Origin of the sequence: Pseudomonas sp. TH49 (genome assembly GCF_016650625.1) — a bacterium.
GTDB lineage: Bacteria > Pseudomonadota > Gammaproteobacteria > Pseudomonadales > Pseudomonadaceae > Aquipseudomonas > Aquipseudomonas fluorescens_H.
In genome coordinates this window covers 1824272-1843157 of the sequence record NZ_JAEKFL010000002.1, presented here as the reverse complement: position 1 = coordinate 1843157, position 18886 = coordinate 1824272, and the positions used below count along the sequence as shown (strand labels likewise).

Below are 18886 nucleotides of genomic sequence, written 5' to 3'. Positions count from 1 at the left end.
AGCCGCAATCCGCGGCTATTCCCTATTAAGTTTTTTCTGGCTTCGGACCGGCGGGAAAGCGGCTGCCCGCGGCTGGCTCGATCCATATAAAATTTCAGGAGTCGTAATGACCGCCGCCGACTGTTTTTCGCAGACTTACGCACAAGCGCGACAAAAATTCACGACAGCCTGCGCTGAGCTTGGTATATCCATCGAATCCCACCTGCATCCGTTACGTGGTGCTGAAGGCGAGGAGTTGGCCATTGATGTAGCTCGTTCTGGCCCGCTCGATGCCAAACAAACGTTACTAATCAGCAGTGGCTGTCATGGTGTTGAAGGTTTCTGCGGGTCAGCGGTGCAGATAGCACTGCTGAAGGATAAAGTCTTTCAGCGCGAGGCCAGAGAAAACAACTGTGCAGTTGTGTATCTGCACGCGGTCAACCCGTATGGTTTTTCTTGGTTGCGCCGTTGGACCCATGAAAATGTCGACTTGAATCGCAATTTTCGTGATTTTAACCAAGACCCCGAACAAAATTCAGAATACGCGGCGCTACACCCTGTGATGATCCCCGATTCTTGGCCTGCTACTTGGGTTAATCGCTTACATCTGTTTGTGTACCGGGTTATGTACGGGCGTAAGCGCTTACAAAAAGCTATTTCTGGCGGGCAGTACAGCCATCCCGATGGCCTGTTTTATTCTGGTGTGGCGCCTACATGGAGCAACCTCACGGTGCGTGAAGTCATACGCAAACACGCTGCTCAATGTGAACAGCTCGTCTGGATCGATATACATACCGGTTTAGGACCAAAAGGTCATGGTGAGCGCATCTATTCCGGCCCGGCTGATTCACCGATGTTGGGGCGGGCGAGAGGTTGGTGGGGGGAGGGCGTACGTTCCTCTCAAGAAGGTCAGTCCGTGTCAGTGCCGCTAAGCGGGCTGATGGTATACAGCGCTCTTGAGTGCTCTGCGGCGCAGCTTACCGCTTTGACCCTCGAATTTGGCACTTTACCGGAAACACAGGTGCTTGAGGCTTTACGGGCCGAGCAATGGGTTTACAACAATCCTGGCGCTGACGAACAGCAGCGTCAGCGCATCAAGCAGCAATTACGAGATGCGTTCTATGTCGACGATCCGCAGTGGAAGGATGATGTGTTACGCCAGGCCAGTGAAGTCGCCCGTCAGGCGATCTCAGGCTTGAGCCATAGGCTCACCAAACCTGCTATTGAAAATTAACTAAGCGGAGCTTGTAGGTTTTCAGGTCAAGTGTCAGAGGGTACTGTCGATTTGCAGCACCGGGGCGTGCTCAGCGATGGTGCTCTATAGCGTGCCGATGACCCTTGGCAATTTGCCTTTGGCGGAAGGGCTGGATCAGTCGTTATTGACCACTTGCAATGGTTGGGTTTCGGCTTGGCAACCCCTGCACGTTTGGTCGATCGTATTGCCTTGTCCCCTACATGGGCATCTGGATAAGGCGAAAATAACTAACCTAAGCTCAGGACGTCTATTGATATTTGTCTCGAACACCAGAAAACCATATCAGATGGATGATCATTGCGAAGATCATCCATTCAATTTCAGATTAGTCCTTCGCCTGCGTTGCGCTATCAGGCACCGGACTGTTACTCCGCTGTCGGCAATGTTCTTCGATACATAGCATGACGATTTGTTGCATCTCATCAACAGGGCGCCCGGATTATCGTTCAGGTGAAGGCGTCGATTGAGATAATAATGAGATCAAAATATGAATAAAAATCTCAGACAACTGTTTTGCAGCTGCGATAAAAGCGTTGTCTCGGCAGTGACATTTGGTCTATTTCTATCACTAGGGGCCGGTGTGATTTTCAAGCTCAATGAAGCTCAAGAAAAGGCGGTGCAAGCTCACGACGTACAGGTGGCCAACAGTTACGCTAATGCCTTGGAAAAAGTTGTCGAACACGCCCTGTCGTCCACCCATGCGCTGGCTGTACTGGTTCGCCAAGGTAACGGTCAGGTCAAAGACTTCAGTTCTCTGGCGGCATACATTCTGCCCATGTACAAGGGTGCGTTCGCACTATCGCTGGCGCCGCAAGGCGTGATCCGGCAGATCGAGCCTGCGGTCTCCAACACCCTTCTGAAAGATCACGACTTGTTTGAGGGGCAAGACCGGGAAGTAGCTCTGGAACGCCTACGTGAGGGAGACTTGCGGTTTGAAGGCCCGATTAAATTGATTCAAGGACCCCAAGGGGCCATCGGCTTGTTGCCGGTGTTTCTAGAAAACATTGACGGCAAGCGCTATTTCTGGGGTTGCACCGTGGTCACCTTGAAGTTTCCTGACGCGTTAAGCGATGCCAACCTTAGTTCGTTGGAAGGTCAAGGATACGCGTACAGACTGTCAGGGATGAACGTCGAAACCCATCAGGAGGAAGTTATCCAGTCCTCTGCGGCGCCGCTGGGTGCGGTCGTGCAGAATGTAAATGTTAGGATCAGCGGTGCGCTGTGGCAACTGAGTATTTCCAGAACTGCCCACTGGGTAAATAAAAGCAGTACGTTCTTTGAATTTTTCCTTGTGCTGTCCGGATCAGCCTTGATGGCCTGGCTAGCATTTTCAGTCTCGACCTTGGCCCAGCAGCGCAAACAGCTCCACGACATCGCTATGTATGATCCCTTAACTGAACTTCCCAACCGACGCTTACTGGACATAAGACTCACACAGGCCATCCACAATGCCCTCAACCATGATGAGAAAATTGCGGTGTGTTATTTGGATCTTGATGGGTTCAAGAGTGTCAACGATAGCCTAGGCCACGCGGCGGGGGATGTGCTGCTAAAAGAAGCTTCTACACGCTTGCAGTCTTGCTTACGTGCGGATGACATACTGGCCCGAATCGGAGGTGATGAATTTGTCGTTGTGCTGATCAATGTCAGGACGCTTCAGGAAGCCAGTACCGTTCTTGAAAGAATCATCAGCGCAATCGGTCAGCCCTTTTACCTTTTCGGCCAACAAAAAAGTATTTCTGCCAGTGTAGGCGTTGCGGTCTTGAATTCGGGAGTAGAAAGAGCGGAACAACTGCTAAGGGCGGCCGACCAAACCATGTACCTAGCAAAAAAAACAGGTAAAAACAAGTTTTTGTACGCCGAAGAATACACCGCCTGTTCGGCAGCCCCAATGCAAAAACCAGCGTAGGTGTCAGGAAATACCTTACGTGCCCAGACAAACGGCTGGATACAAAAAAGTACTTCAACAACATGTGCCTGGATGACTACTTCACTGCTCGATGAACCCAATTAAGGCATTGATATTAAAAGAATAAATTCCATGACCTCGACGTTGCCATTTCGATGAATAGCTCCGTGCTCACTAGCTCTGCAGGTGTTTCACAAATCGAAATGTACAATTTTTAAGCAATGGAAAGGTCAAGGTCGATATGATGTCCGAACTCAGCCCTATTAGCGTGTCCAAGAGCTAAGAGATTCAGGTTAAATCCAGCAGCGAGTTAAGACGCTCTGGAGCACTTCTCTTCAGTCCAAGTGCGGCCGTTATTCCAATAGCAAAAAATATTATCGGCAATACACATATTAATGGAACTACGCCAACTAACATCAGCAGATTAGAAAATGCATACCCTTATGCAGCCCGCCATGTTAATCAATCCAAGAAATTGAGCAATCAATGTATTCCACACCTGCTTATCAATGCTACTTCTCCTCAAAAACACTAAAATCGCAAAGCTTGCTAGCGCAACTGTGATCCTGTAGCCCATTGTTCCAAGTGTAGCCCCCACACATAAATTTTGGTGATTAGGTCAACGCCGGACGCTGCGAAAATAATGATGATAAGCGTCAACACCAGGCTCAATGCTAACGCAGAAAAATATGGCGATCCGTGGTATGTATGAACATCCGAAAAGCGAGGGGGAATTATTTTGTATTTTCCCAATGTATACATATATCGGACCACAATATTGTGTAGCGGAAGCATGCAGGCGAATATGCTGGTAATGACCAATCGAGATGTTGGCGCAACTGGAATGCCTGAACAATGGCAAAAGCGCGTCGGTCACTTAGGTGATGGACGTGAAGTTGTCCATCGACTTCCTGCTCTAAATGGTTGGTTGGGCGACTAAGATCGAAGGCTCCAGCGTTGAAGTGTCGTTGCCGCTGATGCCAACGATCAATTCCATAGTTTTATCCGGCGCGAAGCGGTCGGCGTGGTCGGCGCCATCGTTGCCTGGAACTTCCCGCTATTGCTGGCCTGCTGAAACTCGGTCCACCCCTAGCCACCGGCTGCAGCGTGGTTCTCAAACCCGCCGACGAAACCCCTTTAAGCGCTCTGAAACTCGCCGAACTGGTGCTGGAAGCCGGCTACCTGGAAGGCGTGTTCAACGTGGTCACCGGCGTTTGCAGAAGGGCTCCGAGTTCAGCGAAGCGATGACGATATCGCCACTTACCGCATCGATGCTTCGATCAACGACCACCAAATCTCCTGAATAGATACCTACGCCCTGCATGCTGTCCCCATCGATTCTCACCAGGTACACGTGCGGCGCGCGGATATCGAACAGCTCATCGTGGGAAATGTGTTTTTCGATGTGATCAGCCGCAGGAGAGGGGAAGACCGCCGGCACCCTGGATGAATAGAGGGGCAGCTTCCTACCGCCAGACGCAAGAGGGCCGAGGATGGTGACGCTCATGGTGCAAGCCTTTTGAGACTGACTGTGCATGCATACAGTTAAAGATTTGGTTCGCTTGCGGTCAATTTCATAGGTACGACAATTCGACTGGTGACACCATGTGCGGGACGCTACTCGATCTACCAATCAATGGATCACCACCTCAAGGAGCTTGCGCCAAGGCAGCTGGTGATCAATGGCTATGACCTCACGCGAAGCCGCAGCTCTCGTGCTCGATCAAGGCTATAGCCATATCGAGGCCTGCCGGTCACTCGGAATGGTCGAGTCTGCGTTGCGTCGCTGGGTGAACCAACTCCAGCAGGAGCGCAGCGGTGTTACTCCGCAGACAAAAGCGCTGACGCCCGAGCAACAGAAGATCTAGGAGTTGGAAGCGCGGATCGCTCGTCTTGAGCGGGAGAAGTCCATTTTAAAAAATCTATGGTCACCCCCCTTTTTGCAACGCTGATTAACGGGCGAAGTGGTTGGCTTGCTTAAATCTATCCGGCGTCTATTAGGTGAGTCACCTGCGCCATGATGAGAGTCGCGCCTGACGATCCTGAAAAGGCTAACGGCTTCTTGCAGAGCCGATTTTTGAAGCAGGTTCTTTGCCAGACCGGTGGGCCGTTCACGTCATCCATTGTTCAGCTATTGCAAAACCTGAAGGTGGTTTGTGGCACTAGAACAACAGCTGAGTCAGATAACCCCACGCAACCCACAATGCATTGCTGATAATAAAAAATATGAATTCCGCCATACTGCGCTTCGGCCGTTGTGAGCCAATCCACCAGGCAGCGAGTACAGTCACGACCATCGCCCACTGTACCCAGTCAAGATCGAGCTGGCTCGTGACAGATCACCAGAAAACTGTATTTCATATTTTTTCGGGCTTGCGTCATAGAACTCCTCCGTACCAGTCCGCTGATCTGACTTTGTGAAAGCATAGTGACCTCACGTGTGCCCAAATCCTTCCGTATGAAGACAAATGTCTTTCGCCCACAGTACAGGACATCACCATGCGAGCAATAACCTACCATGGCGCCCATGACTTCAGAGTCGAAAGCGTGCCGGATCCGATACTAGAAGCCCCGGACGACATTATTCTGCGCGTCACCGCCATGGCCATCGGCGGTTCGGATTTGCACCTGTACCGCGGTAAAATGCCCACCGTCGAAAATGGCGATATTCGGTCACGAGTTCATGGGCTTCGTCGAAGATTAATGGTTCCGCCGTCAGGGCGGTTCAGCGTGGTGATCGAGTCGTGATTCCCTTTGTCATCGCCTGTGGTGATTGTTTCTTCTGGCAGCAGTAGTTTTACGCCGCGTGCGAGACCACCAATGCCGGCCCGGGCGCCGCGATGAACAAGAAGCTGATCGCGGCTCCCCGGCGGCGCTGTTCGGTTATAGCTGAATGTATGGCGGTATTCCGGGCGGCCAGGCTGAACTGGTGATGGTACCGAAAGCTAACACCGGGCCATTCAAGGTGCCAGGGACGCTGGCGGACGAGAAGGTGCTGTTTCTCTCCGATATCCTGCCAACCGCCTGGCAAGCTGTTCTCAATGCCAATATCGGACAAGGTTCAAGCTTGGCCATCTACGGCGCTGGCCCTGTGGGTCTGCTGAGCGCCGCCTGCGCCCGCATGCTCGGTGCCGAGCGCATCTTTATGGTCGACCATCATGTCTATCACTTGGATTACGCGCAGCGTACGTACGGGGTGATACCGGTCAACTTCGATGACGACGATCCGGCCGACTCCATCATCCGGCAGACGCCGGATAGCAGGGGGGGTGGACGGAGTGATTGACGCGGTGGGATTTGGTAACGCTGATCAAACAACCGAAACTGACGTCAGTTCAAACAGAATGTCTGGGTGGTACAGCTGCTTCACCTCTATTAGTGTCGACGTCGGCTTGCCCCCGGCCTTTGCCATGCGAGTGGTAAGAATTTCCATGGCACCGAAGAACTGCTGAATGTCTACCGTGTAATAAGTGACACTCACCACGTTAGCCAGGGTAGCCCCGCCTTCCGCTAGAACTAGCTCCAGATTGTCTAATGTTTTTTCCAACTGAGAGCCCATATCCCCTTTGTGAAGGATATTGCCGTCAGCATCAACAGAACTCTGTCCAGATACGTAAATTGTTTGGGAGGACGAGTTCGCTACTCGACCCCATACAAAGCCATGGGGCTCATTCCAGGCCCAGCCTTTTGGCGTTAGTACGGACGGGGGCGTATTGGCAGTTTTGTGCGGCAAACGCTCTTGTGCCGCCAGCGTTTTTCTAGACATCATCACAACGACTGGTAGTGCGACGACTGCTATTAGTGCTTTGATTAAGCGCCTTCTTACGGTGATATTTGGCATTTCAATTTTTACCTTTCTTCGGGATGCAACAATCCGTCAACCCACTGCCAGATGCAGGGGCGTTAGGGGGGCTTGGGGAAGCTACAATCTTGGCAACGGTCTAGTGTGTGTCAGCACCGTTGAGTGGAATCGCTGGCGGTGTCAGCACGAAAATCGCCCGAAACGGGGCCTTTCCGCGGTTAATAAAACCGTGGGTTTCCGACGTGATGAAAGACAGGCTGTCGCCTTCCTTCAAGTCGAATAGATCTTGGTTGACTCGGACTGTGCCTTGGCCGGCCGTGACCACCAGCAGGATAGAAGTGTCACCGTAGGTTAGGTCGTCTATCTGGTCTCCCGGGGCCAGGTCCAGCTCGTAGGCTTCAACATGTTGAAATGGCCGAGGGGTGATCAAATATTTCTTCGACGCTTCTCCCCATTCGATGTAAGAGCGTTCCTCCTTGCGTACTACCCTTGAACGCGGAGCGGCCTCACCATCGCTGACCAGATCCCCTAAGGACAATCCAAGTGCCGTGGCAATACGCACCATCGTGGCAAAACCTGGAGCGGCTTTGCCGTTCTCGATCTGGCTGATCATGCTCGCGCTGATAGTTGACTCATCGGCCAAGCGGCGGACGGTCAATTTTCGCATTTTGCGGAATTGGCGGATTTTCAGGCCTAGGGTGATCATGTCTTCTTGGGGAGTCATTGCATGGCTCATTAATATCTGATTTAAATCTATTAAACATTTTGTTAAGTTGTCATGTCAAGCCCCCGCTCCTGGCCACACCAAGCCTTGCTCGCGCCAGATCATTAGCCTCGCTAATAGTGTGGCGAAGATTTGCAAATACTTTTATGTACCCCTGGACGCCGGCGAGAGACTCGAACCTCAATAATACGAAATCTTGAGGTGCATGATGTCTTCTGACAGCCGAGTCGAACGAGACAGCCTTGGCGAACTGACGCTGGCTCCCGGGGCGTTGTATGGCATTAATACATTGCGCGGAATCAGCAATTTCCCCATCTCCGGAAGAACGTTAGGAAGTAGTACTCCGCTGGTGCGCAGCCTGGCATTGGTGAAGCAAGCTGCGGCGATGGCAAACCTTGATGTAGGGGCTTTGGATGAAGCCACTGCGCAAGCGATAGCGACGGCCTGCACAAAAATGGCATCAGGCCATTTCAATGAGTACCTGCTCTGTGACCTTTTTGAGGGGAGCGGCGGCACCTCGATTAACATGAATGTCAACGAGGTCCTGGCTAACGCCGCTCTGCAATTATTAGGTTCGCCACTGGGTGATTACTCACGTGTACATCCCAATGATCACGTCAATCTCAGCCAGTCGACAAATGACGTGTTACCCACCGCTGTCAAGTTAGCTGCGTTCGAAGCGACTCAAGGATTGATCGATAGCCTAATTGCACTTGCCGATGCCATAGCACAGAAGGGCCAGGCATTCAGTTCGGTCCTTCGCCTGGGACGCACCTGCTTACAGGATGCTCAGCCGATGACGTTAGGTCAGGCATTCAGTGGTTATGAGTCAGTGCTGCGTCGCCATGTGGCGCAATTGCAGCAGCGACGGATCGAGTTACTGAAAGTGCCGCTGGGTGGTACTGCTATCGGGACGGGGTTTGGCGTGCGCCCAGGTTATCGAAAAGCTGTATTTGAGCACTTGGTTCAGTTGTCTGGTGAGCCCATTCAGCCCTCGCGCAACGCTTTCGACGGTATGCAGAATATGGACACCTGCGCGCGTTTATCTGCCGAAATCAGAGGCACTGCTAACTCATTATGGAAACTTGGCAATGATCTGATCATTCTTTCGTCCGGGCCCGCAGGTGGATTAGGCGAATTGAAGTTGCCCGCCGTACAGGCCGGTTCATCAATTATGCCGGGGAAAGTCAATCCGGTAATCCCAATGGCGATCTGTCAGGTCGCGCTCGCCGTGTTTGGCAATGATGCCGCCATTAGCCTTGGCGCTCAGCAAGGCCTTTTGGACCTGAACCATTACGAGATGGTGATCGTGGATCGATTACTCGACAGTGTCGAGATGCTGACTGGTGCAGTGGATACTCTGACTAATAATTGTATTGCCGGTCTTAAGGCCAATGTTGAGCGCTCATTGGATAATTTAATGAACTCCAGTGCGCTGGCGACTGCGTTAGTACCTGCGCTGGGGTACGCAAAAGTTTCAAAGTTAGTAAAGGATAGCGCCCAACAAGGCATAAGTTTCGTTGATCTCGCCGTTGCGCAAGGGCATCTAAACGAAGCTCAAGTACATATAGCGCTGAACCTTTCTGCTACCGATCCTGAAAGCCTGGCCACTCTCAAGGGTTAACGCCAGCCGACGACTTGATGAATATCAGCTCGAATTATTATTAAAATAAAAAATAGGTGGTTTGTCATGACCAGCATTGTTTCAGGTGCGCCCCAGAGTATCGCCTTCGAAGAGGCGCCATTAAGACCCTTTCATATCAGGACTGTTTTAAGTGGTACCGGCGGACAATTCAGTGATGGATACGTGCTCGGGATTATTGGTATTGCCATCAGCTTGGCAGCCGGCCCGCTGCAATTGACGACTCTTTGGTTAGGATTACTGGGCGCAGCTTCGTTGGCCGGCTTGTTCCTTGGTAGCCTGATTGCTGGCCCTATCGCCGATCGATTTGGACGGCGCCCAATCTTTGCCTTCGACATGCTGGTATTTACCGGGATTTCAGTGCTTCAGTTCTTCGTTGCCGAAGCCTGGCAACTATTGGTTCTGCGCATCCTGCTCGGAGTCACGCTGGGGGCCGATTATGTTGTGAGTAAATCACTGGTCACCGAGTTTGCGCCTCGACGGTTGCGAGGACGACTCCTGAGCATCCTTGCAGTGGCTTGGGCCGCCGGCTATGTCTGTGCTTACGGCGTCGGATACATGCTGCATGACCTTGATGCAGATGCATGGCGTTGGATTTTGTTTAGTAGTGCGGTGCCGTCAGTCCTTATTTTCTTCATGCGCATGGGCATTCCAGAGTCACCACTTTGGTTAGTTAATAATGGACGTCGTGTCGAAGCTCAGCAGATCATTGCTAAAAAACTGGGTTCGGACATCGCTGCACCTCAGTTTATCAAGGTAGAAAAGGGCAAAGGATCAACTTATCGCCAGCTGTTCTCTGGGCGGTGGCGCCGCCACACTATAGTAGGAGGGCTATTTTATACTTGTCAGGTCATTCCCTTCTTTGCCATGAGTACCTTCACGCCTCGAATTCTGGAAGCGCTGAATGTCAAAGGAAGTTATACAGCGGGCGCTATTTATAATTTGTTTCTGATGCTAGGTGCGCTGATGGGGCTGTTCATTATCGACAAAGTCAGCCGCCGCTCCTTTCTGATTGTCAGCTTTTATCTAATGGCGTGCACGTTAGGAGCATTGGCTCTATGGCGTGACATGCCCGTGACCATGGTTATTGTGATATTCGCCGCCTTTGCATTCATTCTGGCCGCAGCGGTTAATTTGGAGTTCGTGTATCCGCCGGAACTGTTCCCCACCGAGTTACGGGCATCGGGTGTGGGCCTAGCCGTTGCGGCCAGCCGCTTTGGATCGGCAGTGACAACATTTTTACTGCCTGTAATGGTGGAGCGTTTCGGGATACATATGGCGCTGGGCGCCTGTGTTTGCGTTACTCTGATTGGCGCATTTGTTTGCCAATGCTGGGCGCCGGAGACAAGCCATTTGAATCTATCGAGCGTTTCAAAATAACCTTGAGAAGAGATCTGTCTTTAGCCGTATAAAAGCATTAGCGTGCCCCAGATCCTATAATCCATCAGTCGAGCCGGCGCTGAACGAGATTTTTTGTGACCCATACCAAGCCTTTAGATATGCAGATGCTGCAAATTTTTGTAGTCACTGCCCAGGAACGCAATATGTCCAGCGCTGCGAAGCGCCTTGGACTAACGCAATCTGCAGTGTCGCAAAGCATTCGGCAGTTGGAGGATCAATTTGGTGTCATGTTATTTAATCGAGAGCACCGCCCCTTGGCTTTGACACCGGCCGGGTTGGCTTTACGCAACCGGGGATTGGTGCTACTTGAAGATATGAATCGTTTGAAGTCGACGGTAGTCGACGCTAGCCATGGCATTAAACCGGACGTACGGGTGGGGCTGGTCGATTCTTTCGCGGCCACGTGTGGTACGCAATTCATAAAGGCATTACTGGCGCGTTCAACCACTCTTTCGGTACGTACCGGTTTATCCCCTTTTCAGGGAGAGGCGCTGATCGCTAGAGATTTGGACATTGTAATTTCTAGCGATCCTCTGAGCGATGTTGATGGTATCGTAAGGCGCAGGCTGTTATTCGAACATTTTCTGATTATCACGCCTCAGAATTATCCTGGAGAGGTGCGCACGGCGAAGGATCTGCGCAACCTTTCAGAAGCGTTGCCGATCGTACGGTTTAATCGGCAATCCCACGTAGGAGGGCAGGCAGAACGGTTCCTTCGTCGAATGGATTTGCATATCCCGCACCGTTTGGAAGTGGATACGGCCGATACGTTGAGTGCCATGGTGGCAGGTGACATCGGTTGGGCGGTTACCACACCGATGTGTCTTCTCCAAGCCAGCGCCTACGCGCGTGAGGTCAAACTGCATTTCCTCACGTCTACACAAAGCGGAAGGTCGCTCTATCAACTCGCAAGGAAGGATGAATATGGTCAGCTCTTCGATGAGACTTACGCGATCGCTCACTCAATCATTTCTACCTCGATGGTTCAAAAGCTGAAAGCAATACATCCTGACTTACCCCACTGGGTCGACATTGAGGCTCCAAGTTCAGAAAAGTAGCGCCGATGCTGTTTGTCAGTCAGCAAGCCACACTTGAGCCTCGGAACGCATAGCCTGTTCAAGCTAACTGCCGCGGGTGGCGAATTCCCGATTGAGCGGAAAGCCGCTTTTTTCCAAGAGGTAGGCGAGCGGCGCGTATTCGCGCGGGTAGCGCGCCACGGCGTCTTGATCAATCTCAACCAAGCCTTGGGGGAAGGTGAATCCGCCCATGTCGTAGATGCTTTGACGCTTGACCAGCTTCCACAGGCCTTCGCGTATCTCTAAAAGGTCATAGGAACCGGTTGTGCACGCTGCAACCAATATTCAGTCAGATGTTTTCGCCAACAATCACCGCGTTGCTTTCTACGATAGCTTTGCTGCCGTTGATGGAAACAACCGGTGTGCCTATCAGGTGTTTGGTACGCAAGTCGGATTTGCACATGCGTTTTGAACCTTCGACAAACTCGGCAAACGGCCCTTCAAACCACGTGACTTCTATCGTCCCATCAGCATGGGCAAGGTTGACCAGTTGATCCCATTGGCCTAAATCACGATGGATCCAGCCAGTCATCAAGTCGGTAATTTGCAGACGATCTTCGAGGTAAGTATGCATGCTATGTCCTACCAGTGATTGGGGTGTAACGTCAGCATCTTCCCCTGGACAGACAACTTCAAATAGATTGATATGAACGATTGATCACTAATGCTGATGGTCTGCGACAATCATGGACTTACGTCATTTGCGTTATTTTCTCGCTGTCGCAGAGGAAGGGCATTTTGGCCGGGCAGCTCAACGGCTGCACATTGTTCAGTCCGCTCTCAGCATGCAGATTCGGTCTTTGGAGGAGGAACTCGGTGGTGCGCTGTTTTTGCGCACCAGTCGTCGCGTCGAACTCACTGAAACCGGCGCTTTGTTCCGTGCCGAGGCGCAACGCACCATCGACCAGGCCGCGCATGCCCAGCGCGTGGTTTAGCGTGCATTGCGTGGTGAGATGGGCAGCGTGCGAATCGGCTTCGCTGGCAACGCCGTGTTCAGTGGCCGGGTGATGGATGATATCGGCGCTTTTCGTGCTGCTTACCCAGAGGCTGAAGTCATCCTCCGCGAGCTTCCGCCGCAACAACAAGTCGAAGCTATTCAAAACGGACAGTTAGACTTGGCGTATGCGCCGAGTCACGGCAGCCAGCCCGTCGACAGTGGCTTGTTATTTGAGCGCATCGGAACTTGGCCCTTAGTGGCTGCACTGCCTGAAGATCACCCGTTGTCAAGCCAGCCAACGCTGCGAGCGTCCATGCTGGGCGCTGAGTCGTTGATTGTTTACGCCGCTAACGACGCGGATGAGTATGTTCTGGCCGAGCTGCGCAAGGCACTAGGGCGCGAGCCAAAGACTCAACGCACTACCAGCACATTAAGCGTATTAGCGCTGGTCGCCTCTGGAATGGGTGTTGCGATGGTTCCGGCGACAATGATGCAAGTGAGTATTCCGGAGCTGGCTTACCGAAAACTCGATGACGTTGAACTACAAACCGACTTGCTGCTCATCAGTCGTGTCAACGAAATCGGCGGTGCGGTTCGCGCATTTCTGAGGGTTGCACATCAAGCCTCATTGGCATCACTAACTTTGTGAGTTGCCTGGCTCTGAAGACGCCATCAAACGACCTAATAACAATACAAACTGTTGTTCTCGATGATTTCCGTGAGTACTAGCAGGACTGAAGGTCGACGGCGACAGCAGATGGATCGCGCCCATCTGCCGTCGAGTCAGGTCATTCCAAGTCGGGCTGACGAGTCGAGTGATTTAACGTCTAAAACATACTTGGCGTCATTGCGGCAGCAGTAACGCTGTGTAGCCGTCGATCCACTCGACCTCAAGCCGCGTTCAATTTGCCGTATTCGCCAGAGAAGAACAGTAGCGGTCGCGCCTGTTCTGCTTCGACAAGCTCGACTACCTCAGCGATATACAGTTTGTGGTCACCGGCTGCATGGATCTGGACTACCCGAGCAACAATGTGAGCAAGGCTGCCCTCGATGATTGGCACGCCCTGAACCGTGTTCATCGCCACATCCAATCCCTCCACGACACGTCCAGCGAAGTAGCCGCTAAGGTGCTCCTGTTGTTCGGTCAAAAAGTTCACGCCGTAACAGTCGCCTTGCTTGATGTGGTTGCAAAAGCGTGACTCGTTCTTGATCGACACCAGGATCAGTTGCGGCTCCAGCGACACCGACAGGAACGCATTGGCCGTCATACCCGCCGGTTGGTTTTCCCGTTCGTAGGTCACCACGGTTACACCCGTGGCAAAGCGGCCCATCACGCGGCGAAACTTGGCAGCGTCATTGTGTGCATTATTCATTGTCACTCTCCATTCATTTGCCGAGCGGCCAGTGCGGGTGGCCGCTGCCTGAATCGTGCATTTACACCAGAGGTGTATTGGCCTCTTTGCCACAGAGGATTCGCCCAAACAGTTCCAGGTTGGTGGAGGTGCACACCACACCGTGCAGATTGGCCACTCTGGCGTCACGCCACAGGCGGTTGAACGGGTTGGAAGTCCCCGCCAGCGAACCGCCGCTGGCGGTGGCCAGCAGGTCGACGCCTTCCCAGATCAACTGGCTAGCATAACCGGTGTCGCGGCGGATGCGCGCGCGGGTTTGTCGGTCCATCGCCGAGCCGCGAGCGGCACAGGTGTCGATTTCGTCCACGCAGCGCTCCACCACCAGCCGTGCAGCATCGAACTTGGCCGAGGCTTCACCGACCTGCAGGTGGGTCACTGCAGCTTCGTCCTGTTGGCTGTACCAGGTGTACTGAATGCCGCGGCCGGGTAGTTTGGCGAGAAAAGTTTCCAGTGCTGCCTTGGCGATGCCCAGGGCCGGAAACACCAGGATGATTGCCAGCAGCGGGATGAACGTACCACGATAAAGCGCTTCACCTTGCAGGTGTGAGGACGCGTAATCGCCAGCGATGGCTTTGGATACCGAAGCGATGCGCTCATCGGGTACAAACAGATTTTTTACCGACACCGATGTACTGCCGCTACCGCGCAGTGCCATGGTGTCCCAATCGTGCAACAGGGTGATGTCCTGGATCGGGATGAGCGCCAGCCCTTGATCCACGGTTTCACCCGCTTCGTTGACGATCGGAATCCCCAGCAGGTCCCACTGAGCGTGATACACGCCGCTGTTGAAACCCCACAGGCCTTCCTCGATGAGGATACCGCCGGCCACGCGCTTGACCTGGGCCTTGCGCGGCGACAGCACGCCACTGCTGCGCAACTTGCCGCCACTGGCGAAGATCGGGTCACTGACGGTTTTGGGATACAAGGTGGCGAGCATCCAGTTGCAGATATTAATCAGGGCGCAGGCCCAGCCCGCCGAACCATCGCCACGACCGATTTCGCTGACCACTTCCATGTAGGTTCTGATGCTGGTTTGCAGGCCGCCATGCTGGCGTGGAATCATCAGGTCGAAGGCGCCGATGGCGTCGAGGTCGGCCACAGTGATTTCGGGCAGACGGGCCAGTTCATCGACTTCACCGGTACGCGAGCGCAAGGTCTCGACCAAACCGCTGGCGCGGGCAATAAGATCGCTGCTATCGATGTGGGCGTCGACAACTGCATTGTGGAGGACGGAATTCATGGCTTTTCCTGTTATTGGGATTATTTGGATGAGCATGTGACACAATAGTATCGAATTCGTCACGGTGACGAATTCGATACTAATTAAAATATATTTTTATCGTCAAGATATATATTCATCTAGGCAAGTGGGCGATTTGATGCAAAAAGGCATAACGCAAATGGAAAATCCGGCCACCGTGAGAGAGGACATGGACGCACCGCAGGATCACCGAGCCGTGACCGCTCGGCGCAAACGTGACGCGATGCGTGCCCGAATACTCTCGGCGACCATGGACTTGCTGGGCGACCCTGCAAAGGTTTCGGTCAGCATCGAAGATGTTGCCCGGGTGGCGCAGATTTCCCGAGGAGCGTTCTACAAACACTTTGCTTCACTTGAGGAGGCATTGGCTGCCATAGGCCAGGAAGCCACCGACGGCATGACCCTGCACATCCTGCCCGTGTACGACGTGCTGACTCATCCGTTGGAGCGCATTAGCACGGCGATGCGGCTTTTTCTGCTTCGTGCGCATACCGACCGTCGCTGGGCGGCGTTTTTCCTGCGGGCCGAGTTAGTGCAGCATGAGTCGATCCTGCTGAAGTACGTATTCGCCGACCTGAAGGCGGGGAGAGTCGCGGGCTTGCTTGAACTGCCCTCGATGCAGGCAGGCGTCGATGCGCTGATCGGCGCGACGCTGGAAGGGGTTCGTAGCATGACCCAGCGCAAGGTGGACGACCCGGAGGTCTACATCGACGCGGTCATTTTGATGGTGCTGCGCGGTTTCGGTGTGGCGAACGCCCAGGCGCAGGAGGCCGTGGCGTTTTCCAAGGCCTACCTGCAGGCGGGAGTGGCATCGGCTGCGGGTGACCCGGCGAGCCTCCCCACTGATACGCCTTGATTTGAACGGCAACCTCAATCGTGCCAGCAGCGATACCAACCGTTGTTCTCGGTGATTTGTAGCCGGGTCTGATACAGCTCCGACAAGTTTTTACTCGTCAGAATGTCGGGTTTTGGGCCGTCAGCAATGATTTGTCCTCGGTTGATCAGCACCACGCGGTCAATCTCGGGGATGATCTCGTCAACGTGGTGAGTGGTGATGATCAATGACCGGTCCTCACCGCAAAAGCTGCGCAACAGCGTCAGCATGGCCAGGCTGGCGCCTATGTCCAGGCCATTGGCGGGCTCATCGAAAATCAACGCCTCTGGATGATGAACAAGTGCTCGGGCCAGCAGGAGACGCCGCTTCTGGCCGGTGGAAAGGCGCTGAAATATGCAGGCCTTATCCTGCGCAATTCCGAGTCTGGTCATCATTGCCCGCCTGGTCGACTTGGATATTCGTCGGTTTCAGGTGTTCATGACTGCCTATGGCACCGAAAAACCCGGAAACGACAACCTCTAATGCCGTGGTATAGGGTGTGTAGTTCTCTTGCAGGTCGTGCGAAACAAAACCGATCCTGTCCCGCAACTGCCAAAGATGAATCGTTTCGCTGTCAAAAAGCTTCAGGTAGCTGCCTTCCTGCGCAACGGGATACAGCTCCCGGTTTATCAGTTTAAGCAGGGTGCTTTTACCCGCGCCGTTGGGGCCCAGGATTGCCACGCGCTCGCGCGGCTCAATCTTCAACGACAACCGGTTGAGCACCCGTGTCTGTTGCTGGTACGCGGTGACTTGGTGGAATTCGATCATGTATAAAACCTCGCGCAAAGAATGCTGAACGCCCGAGCTAGAGGCGAAACCTGTTGATGTGTCCGCGCAGGCCCGTGGCCAGGAGCGACAGTTCTTCGCTGGTCGAATGAATCTGTACCGCGCCCGCCGAAGTTTGCGCCGACAGATCACGAATGCTGATCAAGCTCCGGTCAATTTCCCGAGAGACTTGGGCTTGCTGCTCGGACGCGGTGGCGATGACGATGTTCATTTGACTGATTGACTCGACTGCAATGGTTACCTGTTGCAACGCCGAATCCGCCTCTTGAGCAATGCCTAAGGTTGAGTGGACACGATCCGTGCTCAGTTGCATGGACGACAATGTGTGCGCCGCCACGCTGCTTAGCTCACTGACCATCTGTTCAATTTCACCCGTAGATTGTTGCGTGCGAAAAGCTAATGCCCGCACTTCCTCGGCGACGACGGCAAAACCACGACCGGCTTCGCCAGCCCGGGCGGCTTCAATCGCCGCGTTTAGCGCCAGAAGGTTGGTTTGCTCAGCGATCGACCGTATCACCTCTAGCACCCGGTTAATGCCGGACACGCTGCTTGCAAGTGCTTCTACGCGATATGCGGTGATGGTAATGTGCTCTGCTAATAGTGAGAGCGACTCAAGTGTTTCGACGGCTCGGGCTTTCCCGGTTTGTGCCGCCACATCCGTGGTTCGTGAAGCGTGTGCCGTTGCCGATGCATTTCTCGCGACTTCATCGACCGCAGCGGTCATTTCATTCACGGCCGTGGCGGCTTGCTCGATTTCCCTGTTCTGCTCCTGAAGCCCGCTCGTAGCGATCGCTATCACTGAATGAAACTGCTGCGAGGACGAAGCCAACAGGGAGGAGGAGTTCGTTATACGAAGAACGGTGTCGTGAAGATTGCCCTGCATGGCCCTCAATGCTCGAAGCAATAAGGCTGGCTCATCGTTCCCCGTATCGTCGATTGAAGAGGTCAAATCACCTTGCGCAATGTTCTCCGCTACCTTCAGAGCGTCGAGCAGAGGCTGGTTAATACTTCTGGTGTAAAACGTCGCCAACAGTACCGTCAGCAGGGCGGCCAGTGCCATTGCCGCAATGACCCCGGTCACGACTCGATCACCTGTCTGCTGTTCGTTTTCAGCGGCCTGGTGATAATGCTTCAGATAAAAATCCAGCAGTTGACCCGAGCTTGCACCCAGCTCCATGGCGAATTTATCGATAGGCCCGTTGAGTATTTCTGTCGCTGCCCGCTGTTGACCCGCTGCTGCCAGGCGGATCACTTCAAGCTGTTCATGCCGGAACGCTTTCGACGCGACCAAGTAGCGTTCGAAGATTTCCTGCTCCGACTTTTCGTGCAGGTGCGCGGCAAAATCGTCTTGCTGCTGTCGAACGCTTTCGAGTACTTGCTTCAACGCAGTCTGATTGGCGGCCAAGGCAACGGGATCCTGTAGAACAACCATCCTGAAGGTCATTATTCCGGCTCGATCCTCCGTTGTGTTCAACGCTGCAAGCCGGATGATTGCGGGGACCCAGACCTCTCTGATGGCTTCGGACTGCACGCTCATTTGCTTGACCATACTCAATGAGAACAGGCCAAGCAGCAGGACGACCAAGCCAATCAAGCCAAAGCCGAAAATTGAGCGCGGTGCCAATTTCATTTTTCTGAAAAACAACGGATTTGTCCTCAAAGAAGGGGATCGCAGCGTGCGCATTGATGGACGCTTTGTTTTTTGCCGCTGTCATAGCGAGCATCAGATGAAACGGCGCCGGCTTGTGGCGGGCGCCTTGCTTCGATGAAACGCTCAAGGGATAAATCAGCGCCGGGCGATCGTGGCGCCTGGCGCTGGCACGCTCAT

15 protein-coding genes and 5 pseudogenes are annotated in these 18886 nt (G+C 53.4%); 11 read left to right on the top strand and 9 right to left on the bottom strand.

The features are described from left to right. Positions 1 to 106 precede the first annotated feature (106 nt). From JFU48_RS25500 to JFU48_RS25490, 3 genes and pseudogenes are all read left to right on the top strand, one after another. Positions 107 to 1213 (top strand): M14 family metallopeptidase, encoded by a 1107-nt coding sequence (locus JFU48_RS25500; RefSeq protein ID WP_201138078.1) that lies wholly within the window; start codon positions 107 to 109, stop codon positions 1211 to 1213. Between the two features lie 508 nt (positions 1214 to 1721). Then, positions 1722 to 3143 (top strand): sensor domain-containing diguanylate cyclase, encoded by a 1422-nt coding sequence (locus tag JFU48_RS25495; RefSeq protein WP_201138077.1) that lies wholly within the window; start codon positions 1722 to 1724, stop codon positions 3141 to 3143. An 824-nt stretch (positions 3144 to 3967) separates the two neighbouring features. Then, positions 3968 to 4355 (top strand): annotated as a pseudogene (locus JFU48_RS25490) (aldehyde dehydrogenase family protein); the annotation flags it as partial. On the opposite strand, the pseudogene JFU48_RS25485 reads toward JFU48_RS25490, so the two are convergent. Then, positions 4354 to 4650 (bottom strand): annotated as a pseudogene (locus tag JFU48_RS25485) (LexA family protein); the annotation flags it as partial. The pseudogenes JFU48_RS25490 and JFU48_RS25485 sit on opposite strands and share 2 nt — an antisense overlap. Before the next feature lie 175 nt (positions 4651 to 4825). Here JFU48_RS25485 and JFU48_RS25480 point away from each other — a divergent pair. Together JFU48_RS25480 and JFU48_RS25475 are read left to right on the top strand one after the other, a co-directional pair. After that, positions 4826 to 5008 (top strand): annotated as a pseudogene (locus JFU48_RS25480) (transposase); the annotation flags it as partial. Between the two features lie 634 nt (positions 5009 to 5642). Continuing rightward, a pseudogene (locus JFU48_RS25475) lies at positions 5643 to 6496 on the top strand (alcohol dehydrogenase catalytic domain-containing protein); the annotation flags it as partial. Here the strand turns inward: JFU48_RS25475 and JFU48_RS25470 are convergent. Then, positions 6454 to 6909, bottom strand: coding sequence for a RidA family protein (locus JFU48_RS25470; protein ID WP_242486752.1), 456 nt, complete (start codon positions 6907 to 6909; stop codon positions 6454 to 6456). The pseudogene JFU48_RS25475 and the gene JFU48_RS25470 sit on opposite strands and share 43 nt — an antisense overlap. Positions 6910 to 7084: 175 nt before the next feature. Continuing rightward, positions 7085 to 7669 (bottom strand): helix-turn-helix domain-containing protein, encoded by a 585-nt coding sequence (locus tag JFU48_RS25465; protein WP_201138075.1) that lies wholly within the window; start codon positions 7667 to 7669, stop codon positions 7085 to 7087. Between the two features lie 208 nt (positions 7670 to 7877). Between JFU48_RS25465 and JFU48_RS25460 the strand changes: the two genes are divergently transcribed. From JFU48_RS25460 to JFU48_RS25450, 3 genes are all read left to right on the top strand, one after another. Further along, positions 7878 to 9293, top strand: a complete 1416-nt coding sequence (locus JFU48_RS25460) for an aspartate ammonia-lyase (protein ID WP_201138074.1) — start codon at positions 7878 to 7880, stop codon at positions 9291 to 9293. Positions 9294 to 9359: 66 nt separating this feature from the next. Continuing rightward, positions 9360 to 10691 carry an MFS transporter gene (locus tag JFU48_RS25455; protein ID WP_201138073.1) on the top strand — a complete coding sequence of 444 codons (1332 nt, stop codon included), beginning with the start codon at positions 9360 to 9362 and terminating at the stop codon, positions 10689 to 10691. A 95-nt stretch (positions 10692 to 10786) separates the two neighbouring features. Further along, a complete protein-coding gene (locus JFU48_RS25450; protein WP_201138072.1) occupies positions 10787 to 11770 on the top strand; it encodes a LysR family transcriptional regulator in 984 nt (327 codons plus the stop codon). Between the two features lie 63 nt (positions 11771 to 11833). On the opposite strand, the gene JFU48_RS30110 is transcribed toward JFU48_RS25450, so the two are convergent. Beyond that, a complete protein-coding gene (locus JFU48_RS30110; RefSeq protein WP_242486717.1) occupies positions 11834 to 11980 on the bottom strand; it encodes a hypothetical protein in 147 nt (48 codons plus the stop codon). 97 nt (positions 11981 to 12077) lie between these two features. Next, complete coding sequence (locus JFU48_RS30105) at positions 12078 to 12362, bottom strand: nuclear transport factor 2 family protein (protein ID WP_242486716.1); 285 nt, start codon at positions 12360 to 12362, stop codon at positions 12078 to 12080. A gap of 112 nt (positions 12363 to 12474) precedes the next feature. On the opposite strand from JFU48_RS30105, the gene JFU48_RS30215 reads away from it, so the two are divergent. Together JFU48_RS30215 and JFU48_RS25440 are read left to right on the top strand one after the other, a co-directional pair. After that, positions 12475 to 12723: a LysR family transcriptional regulator gene (locus tag JFU48_RS30215; protein WP_274610511.1), complete on the top strand. Its 249-nt coding sequence runs from the start codon at positions 12475 to 12477 to the stop codon at positions 12721 to 12723. Between the two features lie 18 nt (positions 12724 to 12741). Continuing rightward, positions 12742 to 13374 (top strand): LysR family substrate-binding domain-containing protein, encoded by a 633-nt coding sequence (locus tag JFU48_RS25440; protein WP_274610510.1) that lies wholly within the window; start codon positions 12742 to 12744, stop codon positions 13372 to 13374. Positions 13375 to 13615: 241 nt separating this feature from the next. On the opposite strand, the gene JFU48_RS25435 is transcribed toward JFU48_RS25440, so the two are convergent. Together JFU48_RS25435 and JFU48_RS25430 are read right to left on the bottom strand one after the other, a co-directional pair. Continuing rightward, on the bottom strand, positions 13616 to 14098 hold the full coding sequence (locus JFU48_RS25435; RefSeq protein ID WP_207199234.1) for a flavin reductase family protein: 483 nt from the start codon (positions 14096 to 14098) through the stop codon (positions 13616 to 13618). Positions 14099 to 14159: 61 nt separating this feature from the next. Continuing rightward, complete coding sequence (locus tag JFU48_RS25430) at positions 14160 to 15377, bottom strand: acyl-CoA dehydrogenase family protein (RefSeq protein WP_201138070.1); 1218 nt, start codon at positions 15375 to 15377, stop codon at positions 14160 to 14162. Between the two features lie 160 nt (positions 15378 to 15537). Here JFU48_RS25430 and JFU48_RS25425 point away from each other — a divergent pair, with 160 nt between their 5' ends. After that, the gene (locus JFU48_RS25425) at positions 15538 to 16254 is read left to right on the top strand and encodes a TetR/AcrR family transcriptional regulator (protein WP_201138069.1); all 717 of its coding nucleotides are present in this window, start codon (positions 15538 to 15540) and stop codon (positions 16252 to 16254) included. A gap of 14 nt (positions 16255 to 16268) precedes the next feature. Here JFU48_RS25425 and JFU48_RS25420 read toward each other — a convergent pair. Both JFU48_RS25420 and JFU48_RS25415 read right to left on the bottom strand, forming a co-directional pair. After that, positions 16269 to 17040, bottom strand: a pseudogene (locus JFU48_RS25420) (ABC transporter ATP-binding protein). Between the two features lie 37 nt (positions 17041 to 17077). Then, positions 17078 to 18742 (bottom strand): methyl-accepting chemotaxis protein, encoded by a 1665-nt coding sequence (locus JFU48_RS25415; protein WP_242486715.1) that lies wholly within the window; start codon positions 18740 to 18742, stop codon positions 17078 to 17080. Positions 18743 to 18886: the final 144 nt, after the last annotated feature.

Excerpts from the sequence above, each read along its gene's own strand:
- JFU48_RS30110 (WP_242486717.1), bottom strand. The coding sequence starts at position 11,980 with ATGGGCGGATTCACCTTCCCCCAAGGCTTGGTTGAGATTGATCAAGAC.
- JFU48_RS25430 (WP_201138070.1), bottom strand. The coding sequence starts at position 15,377 with ATGAATTCCGTCCTCCACAATGCAGTTGTCGACGCCCACATCGATAGC.
- JFU48_RS25470 (WP_242486752.1), bottom strand. The coding sequence starts at position 6,909 with ATGTCTAGAAAAACGCTGGCGGCACAAGAGCGTTTGCCGCACAAAACT.
- JFU48_RS25460 (WP_201138074.1), top strand. The coding sequence starts at position 7,878 with ATGTCTTCTGACAGCCGAGTCGAACGAGACAGCCTTGGCGAACTGACG.
- JFU48_RS25500 (WP_201138078.1), top strand. The coding sequence starts at position 107 with ATGACCGCCGCCGACTGTTTTTCGCAGACTTACGCACAAGCGCGACAA.
- JFU48_RS25440 (WP_274610510.1), top strand. The coding sequence starts at position 12,742 with ATGGGCAGCGTGCGAATCGGCTTCGCTGGCAACGCCGTGTTCAGTGGC.
- JFU48_RS25415 (WP_242486715.1), bottom strand. The coding sequence starts at position 18,742 with ATGCGCACGCTGCGATCCCCTTCTTTGAGGACAAATCCGTTGTTTTTC.
- JFU48_RS30105 (WP_242486716.1), bottom strand. The coding sequence starts at position 12,362 with ATGCATACTTACCTCGAAGATCGTCTGCAAATTACCGACTTGATGACT.
- JFU48_RS25495 (WP_201138077.1), top strand. The coding sequence starts at position 1,722 with ATGAATAAAAATCTCAGACAACTGTTTTGCAGCTGCGATAAAAGCGTT.
- JFU48_RS25455 (WP_201138073.1), top strand. The coding sequence starts at position 9,360 with ATGACCAGCATTGTTTCAGGTGCGCCCCAGAGTATCGCCTTCGAAGAG.
- JFU48_RS25425 (WP_201138069.1), top strand. The coding sequence starts at position 15,538 with ATGGAAAATCCGGCCACCGTGAGAGAGGACATGGACGCACCGCAGGAT.
- JFU48_RS25465 (WP_201138075.1), bottom strand. The coding sequence starts at position 7,669 with ATGACTCCCCAAGAAGACATGATCACCCTAGGCCTGAAAATCCGCCAA.
- JFU48_RS25435 (WP_207199234.1), bottom strand. The coding sequence starts at position 14,098 with ATGAATAATGCACACAATGACGCTGCCAAGTTTCGCCGCGTGATGGGC.
- JFU48_RS30215 (WP_274610511.1), top strand. The coding sequence starts at position 12,475 with ATGGACTTACGTCATTTGCGTTATTTTCTCGCTGTCGCAGAGGAAGGG.